Here is a 13,448-nt window from a genome sequence, read left to right as displayed (position 1 = left end):
CCCAATGTGGCTGAGAGTCGTCGCTTCCCCCGCTTTGTTGCCAATTTCCCTGTGAATGGCTAAGGCTTGCTGATAAAACTCTAAGGCTTTGGGATACTGTCCTCGATTGTTATAAACTAACCCAATGTTGTTGAGGGTCGTCCCTTCTAGTGCCTTGTCGCCTATTTCTCGACAGATCGCCAGCACTTGTTGAAGCGTTTCCAGGGCTTCTAGAAACTGACTTTGGCGATACTGCTGTATGCCCTGTTGGTAAAGCCTTTCTGCTTCTGCTTGTCGGTCTTGCCTAGTTGCAGTTTGTGCTAGGGCTTCGTTTATTCCCAAACGGTTTGATGCCAGTTGTACCGGACAAATCAGCGAAAACAGCAGGGTTGCAGTCACAAAGCTGAGGTGGTAAATGCCGCGATGCATGGGGCTAGTCCTCCAATAATGGGTTAGCAGATACCTTGTTCAAATATATATATCTCTAGGCGCGCAGAAGGTATGCACAGATCTTGGACTTGCCGTTTTACCCCGCCCGGAAATAAATTTCCGTTGCTCATAGCGAAAGTCATCTTAAGAGGACTGAAAGCTTTTGATCGTAAGTATTTAGTCCTCTTGGGAGGACTTTCGCTACTCGCTGTGGGAATTTATTCCCTGGCGGATATTGGGGCTGGTGCAACATGTGTCTATGCAACAACCTGGCGGACTGGGTAGGAATGAAGCTGCCTTGGGGTTATGGTACTACAGCGAGAGTTTTGGGAATGCGATCGCGCACAACACTTTTACCATTTATTTGAGTATTTGAGTCTAATATTTAGACAAATAATATCGTGTCCGCTAGTATCGGACTTCTACGGTTAATGGTGCTGTAGGGGCGGGTTTTACAAGTTTCCTTTGATGCCAAGCGAATGATGTTGATAAACCCGCCCCCCGCGCGATGCCGATACAAGCGAACATGATATCAAGACAATCATCATCAGCCGGGACACGGCATTATTAACGTTATCCGTTCGTCCGAAACATCTCTGATGCGTCCCTACGCAACGACGGTAAATCAAGACAATCATCATCAGCCGGGACACGGCATTATTAACGTTATCTGTTTGTCCGAAACATCTCTGATGCCGTGTCCCTACGCAACGACGGGGTCAGGTTTTTTTATTAACTCTTCTCTCGTAGGTTGGGTTGAGGTACGAAACCCAACCTACTCTCGCTGACATGCTCCCGTGCGATCGCCTCCCCAGACAGTTATCATTTATTTAAGCCTAATATTTAAGTCAAGTTGCTAGTTATCCCAAACAGGCTGCTAATGGCTAATGGCTAATGGCTAATTCGAGTAAAAATCCTTGATGAGCAATGAGCAATTAGCAATTAGCAACACCGCAGTTTATAACTAGCAACTTGGGTTATTTACACAAATCGGGAATAAATATTTATGTTCGATCGCATTACTTTCGATCCGCAAATCATGGGAGGACGCGCCTGCATTCGAGGAATGCGAATCACTGTTTCCCTGGTGGTGAGTTTGGTCGCCAATCGCATGAGTGTTGAGGAAATTTTGCAGGAGTATCCAGATTTAGAAGCAGAAGATATCCGCCAATCGCTCTTGTATGCAGCGTTTCTAGCAAGTGAATAAATCCGTCCTTTCACTGGGAGTGTAGCATGAAGTTTCTGGCAGATATGGGTGTTTCTATGACTGTTATACGAACCCTCCGCCAGAATGGATATGATGCAGTTCACCTGCGCGAACAAGGTTTACAACGTCTCGCCGATGCTGAAATTGTTCTCAAAGCAAGACTTGAGGAACGTATCGTTTTAACATTTGATTTGGACTTTGGAGATATATTAGCTGCTAGTGCTGATGTGTTGCCAAGCGTTATAATTTTTCGATTGCAGAATACAATGCCGTCTTTTGTAGCGTCGAGGCTGCTTGAGGTTTTATCAGAATGCGGTCAAGATTTAACAACAGGTGCAATTTTAACCGTCCAGGATAATCGTTACCGATTGCGCCGACTTCCCATTTAACCCGTCGAGAATTGAGCGATTGATACCTTGTGGTACAAAGTCTGGTTGTTTAGTGCCGATTGCAGGCGCATGAGGTACACCTTCGTTTGTGTAGGGGCAGCATTAATGCTGCCCCTACACAAACGAAGCGATAACGCTTTTCCTCACAAGGGCGGCAAGTGGCTGTAGTGCGATCGCACTGACAAATTAAATAGGGTTTGTAGTAGCGCTGTCTTCGCGATCGCGCTGACAAATTAAATAGGGTTTGTAGTAGCGCTGTCTTCGCCACTTTTAGCGAAGACAGCGCTACTACAAACATCAAAAACAACACACGTGGTGTGACACTTGGCTTTAGTCCTAGTTTCGTCAGCGAGTCTGGCAAACTCATCGGCGAGTCTTTTTACCTCGTGGGCGAGTCTGGCAGACTCATCGGCGAGTCTTTTTATCTCGTGGGCGAGTCTGGCAGACTCATCGGCGAGTCTTTTTATCTCGTGGGCGAGTCTGGCAAACTCATCGGCGAGTCTTTTTATCTCGTGGGCGAGTCTGGCAGACTCATCGGCGAGTCTTTTTATCTCGTGGGCGAGTCTAATCGCGACGAAGCAGACTGATTTTGCTCAATCGTTGCGGATAACTTGCACAAATTCGTTTACCGCATCGTACTGATCCGAATATTCCACGTATTTGACCAATAAATTTAAATCCAAATCGGGGAAAAATTGGCTCTGGGAGACTTCCTCATATTCTCCCGACTCTTGCAAATGGAAAACCCGCAGTTGGTCGATTTTCCAGAACCAAACTTCCGGCACTTTTGTGGGTTCGTATAACTCTCGCCGGTCAATCGTGCCGCTGGTAACGATAATTTCAATCGCGATATCTGGTATTTCTTTATCGTTGCCAATACAGTAGGATTCATCGGGTGTACCATAAGCATAGCCAAATTCTTCTAGAGTAAAGCCGCCGCGCTTATAAAACCTGATGTTTTTTACTCGCATATAAGCTTCTAGCAGCAATCCAAGGGTGCTTTTGATATACTCGTGGGTCTTGCCGATTGGCGACATAATCTCCATTACTCCAGCTAAGTAGGAAAGTTTGATTTCCCGTTTATTTTCTAACTGTGATTCTATAACTTTAAACTGCTCCCAGTTGATGCCTCGCAGCGTGACTAATTTACATTCTAATGGCTGGTTTGATGGTTCTTCTTTTCGTTGTATGTTCATTGGCTTTTTTCCAAAAATCTGGCGATCGCATCTTTTTTCCCTTCAATAAATTCTCGCCCAATTCTCGCTAATCTATAGATATTTTCCTGACTGGCGTCGTCGATGCGTTCGCGTAGCGTGGCGTCAGCCGTATCGCTGGGAATTTCAGGTTGCAGGCGCAGGTAAGGCGGACTCCCTCTCCCCTCTAGTTCTGGTGGATTCATAACTTGGGTGGTTATATAGTCGTTCACGTCAGCAGAGGCGTCTAATAATACTCTAATTAAACGTCCTTCCCATATCCATTGAAACACACCCCAGCCACTCGCCCTCGCCCATTTTGTTTGTTCTTTAGGTTTTAGCTTGGGCATTCCCGATCCAATAGAAAGAACGCTGATATCTTTGATAAAATGTCCTAAATAAAGCGCTTCTGCCACCGCACAAGCCGTAGGATTATTTGCGGCAATTCCCCCATCAATAACAACGTAGGTTTTTGACCCTTTTTCTAATTCAACAGTTAGTTTGTGCGCTGGAAAAAAAGTCGGGGCTGAAGCTGAACAAACGCAGGCTTCCCATACAGGAATGTTCGCCCAAGAGTCGAATTTTCTCCAGCTTTTGAACGCGATGAATTGGCGTTCAATTGTATCGTAAGCTGTAATTAAAAGTCGGGGCGATTTATCAATTTCCGAGAGTTTTGTCTCACCAAACTCCTCTTGGAGAACTGCAATCAACCCTCGAGCTGAAAATTTCGGGCCTGAAACTCCATATTGCATTATCACTTTCAGTCGTTCTAATGAAAAAATGCTGGTATAGGGGAAGATTCTTTTGCCTTTATTTCTGTAGAGTTGAAGAATATTTTCGCTGTTTAATCCTTTGGCGATCGCGGCGGCTAAAATAGACCCGGTGGAAGTTCCGGCAATTAAGTCGAAGTATTGATTTAAAGGAGAACCGACCATTTTTTCTACTTCCGACAAAATCGCTGCCGAAATTACGCCCCGAATACCGCCGCCGTCTAAACTCAAAATCCGAAAAGGCATTGTTTATCTCTTCCCTTACGATTGCGGCTGTTTGATTCTGGTGATCTCCACGGCGATTTTACCGCTAAAGTCGGGGATGGGGGGTGCGAGTTTACTGACTTTAACTTTAACTTGCTCGACTCGCTGAAGTTCCAGCAAGCTGGTAGCGATCGTTTCTGCTAATCTCTCTACTAAAGCATATTTAGTCACCTGCACCAATTGTTGCACGGTAGCGATCGCATTGCGATAATCCAAGGTATGTTCTAGGGCGTCGGTTTTTCCCGCCTCGGACAAATCTAGCCATAAAGTCACATCGACTTCAAACCACTGTCCCAGAATTTGCTCTTCTGGTAAAAAACCCGTATAGCCGTAGCAGCGAATGTTCGACAGGTAAATACAATCCATAGTTGGTAATTGGTAATTGGTAATTGATAATTGGTAATTGCAAGAAAAGCTAATTGCTAATTGCTAATTGCTAATTGGGAGAGGGACGACTTGGGTAGAGGGAAGTTAATTTCTGTGTTCCCGTTTTCTTCTTTTCTCTTTTCCTATTAGCCATTAGCTATTAGCTATTAGCCATTAGCCATTACCCATTACCAATTACCCAAATCTTTGTGCGTAAAAGGTTTAGCGTTGGCGCCGGTGTAAGTGGCGACGATATGACCGTTACCAATTACCTGATATTTGTAGGTTACCAGTCCTTCGAGGCCAACGGGACCGCGTGGGGGCATTTTTTGGGTGCTAATTCCGACTTCGGCGCCAAAACCGTAGCGGAAACCATCGGCAAAGCGGGTGGAACAGTTATGATAAACTCCGGCAGAATCGACATTGGCAAAAAAGCTAGCCGCAGCATCCGCATCTTCGGTGATAATGGCATCAGTGTGACGCGAACCGTAGGTGTTGATGTGAGCGATTGCTTCTGCTGTGGAATCGACTATTTTAATCGCTAACACCAAATCGCAATATTCGGTTGACCAGTCTGTTTCCGTTGCGGGTTGGATATGATGTAAAATTTCCCTACTGCGGTCATCTCCCCGCAATTCTACGTGACGATTTTCTAACGCAGCGGCAACCAAAGGCAAGAAATCTGGTGCAATGGCACGATGGACTAATAAAGTTTCAATTGCATTGCAAGCGGCGGGGTATTGGGTTTTAGAATCAACTGCAATATCGACTGCTTTGGGAATATCTGCTGCTGCATCTATATATAAATGACAAATCCCATCCGCATGTCCTAAAACCGGAATGCGGGTATTTTCTTGTACGTAGCGGACGAAAGAATTGGAACCTCTGGGAATAATCAAATCCACATAGCGCTCCAGTTTTAACAGTTCGAGAGTTTCTTCTCTAGTCGTTAACAATTGCACCGCGGCGCTTGGTACTTCTGTAGATGCTAATCCTTGATGAATTGCCTTTACTAAAGCAACGCAAGTTTGTACCGCTTCTTGTCCGCATTTGAGGATAACGCCGTTGCCCGATTTTATTGCCAAACTGGTTATTTGCATCACCGCATCAGGACGCGCTTCAAAAATCACGCCCAAAACCCCCAAGGGACAGGTGATGCGCTTCAATTCAAGTCCTTCATCGAGTTGGCGGTGAATTTCCACTTCACCCACCGGGTCGCTTAAGCGTCCCACATCGCGCACACCCGCGATCGCAGATGCTAGTTTATTTTCGTCTAATTTCAGCCGCGCGATTAGGGGTTTGGGGATGTGATTGGCGATCGCCATCTCGCAGTCTGCCGCGTTCGCTGCCAGTATATCAGGTGCGGCAGATTCTAGGGAGAGAGCGATCGCCACAAGAGCAGCATTTTTCGACTCAGTTGACAAAATTGCCAAACGCTGTGCTGAAGCGCGAGTTTCTTGCGCGAGCGAAGTTAAACAACGGGAAGTTATCTGCGAAGCAGTCATGGCTTGAGGTTTGCCAGATTGTACTACTTTCCAGCTTATCCTTAATTGTCCTACTCCTATTCAATCGGTCGCGTCTAACTCGTTGAGTCAAGCACGTGGGATTGTTAGTATCCTGGGTAACTTTACGTATTTTTCAGACCAACTTAAATTATTAATCGTGCCATAAACCGCTTTAAAGCTTTCAATACAAGGGATTTTTCACATGCTGTTCAGTTTGCTCAATTACCCCACTGCCAGGTAGGGATAACACCGACGCCCCCGCCTTCCTCTCCCCAAAGGTAGATGACAATTTCGCTAATCTTCCGCAGCATGAGAAGCAAACACCAGCCATCCTGGGTACTGTAGCCTCGAGAGGCAGCGGTCCCATAGGACTACCGAAAGCAGAAACCCGGTTTCCCATGAGTTATATCATGTCCGCGAGAGATCGGTAGTGTATGGATGGCTAATTGCTAATAGCTAATTGCTAGCTTGTCAATTGCCTCCAAAACAACCATTAGCAATTAGCTATTAGCAGTTACACAACCGTTGCCTCAGGACATGATATTACCGGGTTTATCAATCGACGAATATTCGCTTGGCCAACAAAAGCCGCCAGCCAAGGGAAAGATTGTTAAATTGCTTAAAGCAAATAAAAAAAAAATCTAAAGACCCTCGCGATTAAGTGTCTGTAGGCGTCAAGCTAATGATCGGTTTAAAAAAAAGTTAATTTACTGGACGGAGTAAAGTTATGGTCACTGCCACCAGACCCGACCAACAGGTTAAGATCGGCCAGACTCAGCTATTAATTAATAACGAATGGGTAAACAGCGTATCTGGCAAGAGATTTCCGACGCTCAACCCCGCGACGGGGGAAGCAATCTGCGAAGTTGCCGAAGCGGATGCGGCGGATGTGGATAAAGCTGTTAAAGCGGCAAGGGCAGCCTTTACCAGCGGAGAATGGCCTAAAATGTCGGCAACGCAGCGGGGAGAATTACTTTATAAGCTGGCTGACTTAATCGAACAAAATATCGCAGAATTAGCGCGTTTGGAAACCCTAGATAACGGCAAACCGCTAAACGATTCCCTCAATTCAGATTTGGCATTAGTTATCGCTTGTTACCGCTATTATGCCGGTTGGGCAGATAAAATCCAAGGGAAAACTATCCCAATAAATGGCCCTTATTTTTGCTACACGCGCCACGAACCTGTAGGCGTTGTCGGGCAAATTATTCCGTGGAATTTCCCCTTGTTAATGCAAGCGTGGAAATTAGCCCCCGCCTTAGCAACGGGGAACACCATAGTGCTAAAAACTGCCGAACAAACACCGCTGTCTGCATTGCGAGTTGGGGAATTAATTATCGAAGCCGGGTTCCCTCCCGGTGTCGTTAATATTTTATCCGGTTACGGCCCGACGGCAGGAGCGGCGATTTCCCACCACATGGATATCGATAAGGTAGCATTTACCGGATCGACAGAAGTGGGACATTTAATTATGGAAGCTGCTGCTAAAAGTAACCTAAAACGGGTGACTTTGGAATTGGGTGGGAAGAGTCCAAATATTGTATTTGCCGATGCGGATATGAACGCCGCGATCGCAGGCTCCCACAATGCGTTATTCTTCAACCAAGGCCAGTGTTGCTGCGCCGGTTCCCGCTTATTTGTGGAAGAATCTTGCTACGATGAATTTGTCGAAAAAAGCGTCCAACGTGCCAAAGAGCGCATCGTCGGCGACCCCTTTGACGATAAAACCGAACAAGGGCCACAAGTAGACCAAGAACAATTTAATAAAGTCATGAGTTATATCGAGTCCGGAATGCGAGAAGGCGCGCAAATGTTGTGCGGTGGTTCTCAAGTTGGGGACAAAGGATACTTCATCGAACCTACCGTTTTCGCCGATGTGCGGGATGATATGAAGATAGCTAATGAAGAAATCTTTGGCCCGGTGATGAGCATTATCAAGTTTAAAGATATCAACGAAGTCATCGAACGGGCGAATAAAACGATGTACGGACTCGCCGCCGCAGTCTGGACGAAAGATATTAGCAAAGCACACACGATCGCCAACAGCGTCCGCGCTGGTACAGTCTGGGTAAACTGCTACGATGTCTTCGATGCAGCAGCACCCTTCGGCGGCTTCAAACAATCTGGTATCGGTCGCGAATTAGGCGAATATGGATTGCAACAATACACCGAAGTTAAGACCGTAACTATCAAATTGTAGGTAATGGCTAATGGCTAATGGCTAATTGCTAATGGCTGGCTAATATACTTCTCCAATAACTCTTATAGGTGGGCATTATGCCTGCCTTTGAGGGTAATTTTTGGAGAGGTAATAATCAAGAGCATAGTGCCTTTTATTCCAATTAGCAATTAGCAATTAGCAATTAGCAATTAACGCTCAATCTTGACCGAAAGAATCTTATCGCCTTGGCGGATAGCGTTGACTACATCCATATCCTCAGTTTTGCCAAAAGTGGTATGCTGTCCATCTAAATGGGGTTGGGGAGAGTGACAAATAAAAAATTGACTACCACCAGTATTGCGACCAGCATGAGCCATTGATAAAGTTCCCGCTAGATGTTTGTTGGGGTTAATTTCACATTTGATTTTGTACCCAGGACCACCCGTTCCAGTCCCCAAAGGACAGCCACCTTGGATCATAAAATTAGGGATGACGCGGTGAAAATTAAGTCCGTCGTAAAAACCCTTTTCAGCCAGTTCTACAAAATTTTTCACAGTATTAGGAGCATCCTTATCGAACAATTCCAAGTTGATCGTGCCTTTTTCGGTTTCCATTATAGCGCGGGTCATGATTTCTCCTGTCCTTAAGCAAAATTGAATGATTGACAGTTTTTGTGGCTGGCAATAGCCAAGATCTTAACTATAAACCATATTATGTCTCATGCATAGCGGCTGGCTAATGGCTAATGGCTGAATCGGGAAAAATGTTATATCACGAGCAGATCGCAATTAGCAATTAGCAATTAGCATTTCACCATTACTATCAATCGTCAAGGGAGTATTGGGAAAATCGCTCTAGGTTAGCTGACAAAGCAGCCGATCTAAAATATTCCTAAAATTTACATATATTAAAATTTAATCTTAATTTAAACCAATTTTAAACAGATTAACGCTACAGTTTTTTACTTGTATAAATCTCTTCTTTAAACCTCGGCTATTGGGGCAGGCACGGGGACACTGTCCCTACGCATTTGAATTAGCAAAAATGAAATAGGATTGCTATAGTATCCAAGGAAACCTGCGCCGCCTCAAAACCATCAGAAATTGTTTTGATAATTACAAAAACAAAATCTAACCGATGGTAGAGGCGAAATAAGACAAATTCGTACAACGATTAAGCAACCCTATAAACGGAGATGACAAAAAATGGTAGCAACGCCACCAAAACCAACTTTTGACATCAGTGCATTCGGAAAGGCCAAAGCCACCGTTGACGGGTCGCCCCTGAGTCCTGAAGAACTCCGCAAGATAGATGCCTACTGGCGTGCGTGTAATTACTTAGCGGTCGGCATGATTTATCTGCGGGGAAATCCCCTATTAAAAGAACCCCTCAAACCAGAACATGTCAAAAATCGGCTTTTGGGACACTGGGGTTCCGATCCGGGCATGAGTTTAGCCTACATCCACCTCAACCGGCTGATCAAAAAATATGACCTGAACATGATATTTGTTACAGGTCCCGGTCACGGCGCGCCGGCGATACTAGCACCTGCGTACCTAGAAGGAACTTACTCGGAAATCTATCCCGACAAGAGCGAAGATGAGGAAGGGCTGCAAAAGTTCTTCTTGCAATTCTCCTACCCTGGCGGGATTGGTAGCCACTGCACTCCCGAAACCCCCGGTTCGATCCACGAAGGCGGCGAGTTGGGTTATAGCCTCTCCCACGCTTACGGCGCGGCATTTGACAACCCAGATTTGATTGTGACAGCGATCGTGGGAGATGGGGAAGCCGAAACCGGACCACTCGCGACTGCTTGGCACTCGAACAAGTTTATCAACCCGATTCGGGATGGTGCGGTGTTGCCGATTTTACACCTCAACGGGTATAAAATCGCTAACCCGACGATCTTGGCGCGGATCAGCCACGAGGAATTGCAAAAACTGTTTGAAGGGTATGGTTACACGCCCTACTTTGTCGCCGGGGATGACCCGGAAACGATGCACCAGGCAATGACTGCAACTCTGGAACACTGTATAAAAGAGATCCGCGAGATTCAGCAAGAAGCCCGCGCCAGTGGGGTGGCGACTCGTCCGCGTTGGCCTATGATCGTGTTGCGATCGCCCAAAGGTTGGACAGGACCAAAAGAAGTAGACGGACACAAAACCGAGGGATTTTGGCGATCTCACCAAGTGCCAATGTCAGACGTGCATAAAAATCCCGCCCACTTGAAGATACTGGAAGATTGGCTCAAAAGTTACAAACCCGAAGAACTCTTTGATGACCAAGGTAAACTAATTCCAGAACTCAAAGAATTAGCCCCAACGGGACACCGCCGCATGAGTGCCAACCCAATTACCAACGGCGGACAAGTGCGGAAACAATTGCGGATGCCCGATTTCAAAAAATACGCGGTTGATGTTCCCAAACCCGCCTCGGTTGAAACTGAAACTACCAAGCATTTGGGCTATCTTTTACGCGACGTGATGCGGCAAAACATGACCAGCTTCCGCGTATTTGGACCAGATGAAACCGCATCCAATCGCCTCACCGCGATCTACGAAGTCAGCAAAAAAATGTGGCTGGCAGAATTCCTCCCCGAAGACTTAGACGGTAGCGAACTATCGCCAGAAGGTCGGGTGATGGAAATGTTGAGCGAACATACTTTAGAAGGCTGGTTAGAAGGATATTTACTAACCGGACGCCACGGCTTTTTCCACACCTACGAAGCCTTTTCCCACGTAATCGACTCGATGTTCAACCAACACGCCAAATGGTTGCACATCAGCAAGCGGCACGTACCCTGGCGCGCGCCTATTTCCTCGTTGAATATCCTGCTGTCTTCCACAGTTTGGCGTCAAGACCACAACGGGTTTTCCCACCAAGACCCCGGTTTCCTGGATTTGGTGACGAATAAAAGTCCCCTAGTTACTCGGATGTATTTACCCCCGGATGCTAATTGCTTGCTGGCGATCGCAGATCGATGTTTGCGGAGTACAGACTGCGTCAATGTCATCGTCGCCGACAAGCAAAAGCACCTGCAATACCTCAACATGAAAGAAGCGATCAAACACTGCGCTAAAGGTATTGGAATTTGGGAATGGGCGAGTAACGACGACTGCGGAAAAGAACCCGATGTCCCCGATGTAGTCATTGCTTGCTGTGGCGACGTTCCTACTAAAGAAGCCCTAGCTGCAACTGCTATTTTGCGCGAAGAATTCCCCGAACTCAAGATTCGGTTTATTAATGTGGTTGACCTGTTCAAACTAATGCCAGATACCGAACACCCGCAAGGTTTGTCAGACACAGATTTTGATACCTTATTTACCCCCGATAAGCCGATTATCTTTAACTTCCACGGCTATCCCTGGTTAATTCACAAACTCACCTATCGTCGCACTAACCAGCACCGCATCCACGTGCGGGGGTATAAAGAAAGGGGAAATATCAACACGCCCCTGGAGTTAGCGATCGATAATCAAATCGATCGGTTTAATCTGGTAATTGATGCGATCGACCGCGTTCCTAAATTGCGTTCCGCTGCTGCTTATGTCAAAGAACGAATGAAGAACGAAATTCTCGATAACCTCAATTATGCCTACGAACACGGCATCGATAAGGAAGAAATGCGCGACTGGAAGTGGCCTTATTAACGATCCCCCCCAACCCCCAATGCCTTGGGGGGCTTTCAGAGGTATAGGTAGGTTGGGTTGAACGATAGTGAAACCCAGCCTACTAATTAACTTTTCCAGAGGGAACCCGGTTTTTGATCGCAATTAACAATTAGCAATTAGCAATTAGCAATTCCCATAATGAAAGTTGCAGTTTTTAGTACCAAATCTTACGATCGCCAGTTTCTAGAACCGGCAAATGCCAACTTTGGTCACGAGTTGGTGTTTTTTGAACCGCAACTGAATCGGGATACAGCCGTTCTCGCTGCTGGATTTCCAGCAATTTGTGCGTTCATCAACGACCAACTCGATGCGCCTACTTTAGAAATTCTCGCCGCACATGGCACTCGCTTGCTAGCTTTGCGGTCTGCGGGTTTTAATCATGTAGATTTACCCGTCGCTGCTGAATTGGGCTTGACAACCGTGCGGGTTCCTGCTTATTCGCCTTATGCAGTAGCGGAACATACGGTAGGACTAATGCTAACTCTAAATCGCAAGTTTCATCGCGCTTACTACCGAGTGCGGGAAGGGGATTTTTCCATCAATGGATTGATGGGATTCGATCTCCACGATCGCACGGTTGGTATCGTCGGTACGGGTAAAATTGGTCAAGTGGTGGGGCAGATTTTGAAGGGATTCGGCTGTCATATTCTGGGCTATGATGTGTATCCCAACGAGGACTTTAAAGCGTTGGGAGGGAAGTACGTGCAATTGCCGGAACTGTTTGCCGAATCGGATATTATTACCCTGCATTGTCCGCTGACTCACGAAACGCATTATTTGATCGATGAGAGTGCGATCGCGCAAATGAAACCAGGTGTGATGCTAATTAATACCAGTCGCGGTGCGCTAGTCGATACGAATGCAGCGATCGAGGGTCTAAAATCGCGTAAAATCGGCTACCTCGGTTTGGATGTGTACGAAAGAGAATCGGATCTGTTTTTTGAAGATATGTCCGATGAAATCATCCAAGACGACGAATTCGAGAGATTGCTGACCTTTCCCAATGTGATAGTTACCGCACATCAGGCATTTTTTACCTCAAACGCCTTGCAGAACATCGCCGAAACGACTTTATCAAATATTAGCGACTTCGAGCAAGGTCGTCATTGTCCGAATGAGATTAGCGCCAAACAAAAAACGAAGACACCCGCTTAAGGAATTGTGGCTGTAGGGGCACGGCAAGAGAAAACCTTCTCGTTAAATGCAAAGTTTATTAATGCCGTGCCCCTACAATGTTGGAACCTTTGATATTGTTTTCGGTTACGCGATCGTTACAATTGATTGTCCGGGCACGGCAAGAGAAAATCTTCTCGTTAAATGCAAAGTTTATTAATGCCGTGCCCCTACAATTACGCGAGCGTTAAAATTGGTTGTAGGGGCACGGCAAGAGCAAATCTTCTCGTTAAATGCAAAGTTTATTAATGCCGTGCCCCTACAATGTTGGAACCTTTGATATTGTTTTCGGTTACGCGAGCGTTAAAATTGGTTGTAGGGGCACGGCAAGAGCAAATCTT

At 46.1% G+C, this 13,448-nt stretch carries 13 protein-coding genes; 7 read left to right on the top strand and 6 right to left on the bottom strand.

Annotated elements, in window-relative coordinates; genetic code table 11:
- Positions 1-408: tetratricopeptide repeat protein (locus MiSe_RS42995; protein WP_226592404.1), on the bottom strand; the 408-nt coding region annotated here is incomplete at its 3' end.
- Between the two features lie 599 nt (positions 409-1,007).
- On the opposite strand from MiSe_RS42995, the gene MiSe_RS42990 reads away from it, so the two are divergent.
- The 4 genes from MiSe_RS42990 (at position 1,008) to MiSe_RS42975 (ending at position 2,591) form a co-directional block, all read left to right on the top strand.
- Positions 1,008-1,196, top strand: coding sequence for a hypothetical protein (locus MiSe_RS42990; RefSeq protein WP_226592402.1), 189 nt, complete (start codon positions 1,008-1,010; stop codon positions 1,194-1,196).
- A 218-nt stretch (positions 1,197-1,414) separates the two neighbouring features.
- Positions 1,415-1,615, top strand: a complete 201-nt coding sequence (locus tag MiSe_RS42985; RefSeq protein ID WP_226592400.1) for a DUF433 domain-containing protein — start codon at positions 1,415-1,417, stop codon at positions 1,613-1,615.
- A 26-nt stretch (positions 1,616-1,641) separates the two neighbouring features.
- The gene (locus MiSe_RS42980; RefSeq protein WP_226592398.1) at positions 1,642-2,004 is read left to right on the top strand and encodes a DUF5615 family PIN-like protein; all 363 of its coding nucleotides are present in this window, start codon (positions 1,642-1,644) and stop codon (positions 2,002-2,004) included.
- Between the two features lie 317 nt (positions 2,005-2,321).
- Positions 2,322-2,591 carry a hypothetical protein gene (locus tag MiSe_RS42975; RefSeq protein ID WP_226592396.1) on the top strand — a complete coding sequence of 90 codons (270 nt, stop codon included), beginning with the start codon at positions 2,322-2,324 and terminating at the stop codon, positions 2,589-2,591.
- A 6-nt stretch (positions 2,592-2,597) separates the two neighbouring features.
- Here MiSe_RS42975 and MiSe_RS42970 read toward each other — a convergent pair whose 3' ends face one another.
- From MiSe_RS42970 to MiSe_RS42955, 4 genes are all read right to left on the bottom strand, one after another.
- On the bottom strand, positions 2,598-3,200 hold the full coding sequence (locus tag MiSe_RS42970; protein ID WP_226592394.1) for a Uma2 family endonuclease: 603 nt from the start codon (positions 3,198-3,200) through the stop codon (positions 2,598-2,600).
- Positions 3,197-4,213: a patatin-like phospholipase family protein gene (locus MiSe_RS42965; RefSeq protein ID WP_226592392.1), complete on the bottom strand. Its 1,017-nt coding sequence runs from the start codon at positions 4,211-4,213 to the stop codon at positions 3,197-3,199. The genes MiSe_RS42970 and MiSe_RS42965 overlap by 4 nt, the downstream gene beginning before the upstream one ends.
- Positions 4,214-4,228: 15 nt before the next feature.
- A complete protein-coding gene (gene folB / locus MiSe_RS42960) occupies positions 4,229-4,597 on the bottom strand; it encodes a dihydroneopterin aldolase (protein WP_226592391.1) in 369 nt (122 codons plus the stop codon).
- 188 nt (positions 4,598-4,785) lie between these two features.
- Complete coding sequence (locus tag MiSe_RS42955) at positions 4,786-6,102, bottom strand: glutamate-5-semialdehyde dehydrogenase (protein WP_226592389.1); 1,317 nt, start codon at positions 6,100-6,102, stop codon at positions 4,786-4,788.
- Positions 6,103-6,829: 727 nt separating this feature from the next.
- On the opposite strand from MiSe_RS42955, the gene MiSe_RS42950 reads away from it, so the two are divergent.
- Positions 6,830-8,302, top strand: a complete 1,473-nt coding sequence (locus MiSe_RS42950) for an aldehyde dehydrogenase family protein (RefSeq protein WP_226592387.1) — start codon at positions 6,830-6,832, stop codon at positions 8,300-8,302.
- 170 nt (positions 8,303-8,472) lie between these two features.
- Here MiSe_RS42950 and MiSe_RS42945 read toward each other — a convergent pair whose 3' ends face one another.
- Positions 8,473-8,892 (bottom strand): peptidylprolyl isomerase, encoded by a 420-nt coding sequence (locus MiSe_RS42945; RefSeq protein ID WP_226592385.1) that lies wholly within the window; start codon positions 8,890-8,892, stop codon positions 8,473-8,475.
- A 576-nt stretch (positions 8,893-9,468) separates the two neighbouring features.
- On the opposite strand from MiSe_RS42945, the gene MiSe_RS42940 reads away from it, so the two are divergent.
- Positions 9,469-11,913 (top strand): phosphoketolase family protein, encoded by a 2,445-nt coding sequence (locus MiSe_RS42940; RefSeq protein ID WP_226592383.1) that lies wholly within the window; start codon positions 9,469-9,471, stop codon positions 11,911-11,913.
- Between the two features lie 159 nt (positions 11,914-12,072).
- A complete protein-coding gene (locus tag MiSe_RS42935) occupies positions 12,073-13,089 on the top strand; it encodes a 2-hydroxyacid dehydrogenase (protein ID WP_226592381.1) in 1,017 nt (338 codons plus the stop codon).
- Positions 13,090-13,448 lie beyond the last annotated feature (359 nt).

It is taken from the genome of Microseira wollei NIES-4236, assembly GCF_020521235.1.
GTDB classification, from domain to species: Bacteria; Cyanobacteriota; Cyanobacteriia; order Cyanobacteriales; family Aerosakkonemataceae; genus Microseira; species Microseira wollei.
Note: the sequence above shows the minus strand (reverse complement) of the source record. Positions and strands in the feature narration are given on the sequence as shown.

Excerpts from the sequence above, each read along its gene's own strand:
- MiSe_RS42955 (WP_226592389.1), bottom strand. The coding sequence starts at position 6,102 with ATGACTGCTTCGCAGATAACTTCCCGTTGTTTAACTTCGCTCGCGCAA.
- MiSe_RS42940 (WP_226592383.1), top strand. The coding sequence starts at position 9,469 with ATGGTAGCAACGCCACCAAAACCAACTTTTGACATCAGTGCATTCGGA.
- MiSe_RS42935 (WP_226592381.1), top strand. The coding sequence starts at position 12,073 with ATGAAAGTTGCAGTTTTTAGTACCAAATCTTACGATCGCCAGTTTCTA.
- folB (WP_226592391.1), bottom strand. The coding sequence starts at position 4,597 with ATGGATTGTATTTACCTGTCGAACATTCGCTGCTACGGCTATACGGGT.
- MiSe_RS42970 (WP_226592394.1), bottom strand. The coding sequence starts at position 3,200 with ATGAACATACAACGAAAAGAAGAACCATCAAACCAGCCATTAGAATGT.
- MiSe_RS42965 (WP_226592392.1), bottom strand. The coding sequence starts at position 4,213 with ATGCCTTTTCGGATTTTGAGTTTAGACGGCGGCGGTATTCGGGGCGTA.
- MiSe_RS42950 (WP_226592387.1), top strand. The coding sequence starts at position 6,830 with ATGGTCACTGCCACCAGACCCGACCAACAGGTTAAGATCGGCCAGACT.
- MiSe_RS42985 (WP_226592400.1), top strand. The coding sequence starts at position 1,415 with ATGTTCGATCGCATTACTTTCGATCCGCAAATCATGGGAGGACGCGCC.
- MiSe_RS42945 (WP_226592385.1), bottom strand. The coding sequence starts at position 8,892 with ATGACCCGCGCTATAATGGAAACCGAAAAAGGCACGATCAACTTGGAA.
- MiSe_RS42980 (WP_226592398.1), top strand. The coding sequence starts at position 1,642 with ATGAAGTTTCTGGCAGATATGGGTGTTTCTATGACTGTTATACGAACC.
- MiSe_RS42990 (WP_226592402.1), top strand. The coding sequence starts at position 1,008 with ATGCGTCCCTACGCAACGACGGTAAATCAAGACAATCATCATCAGCCG.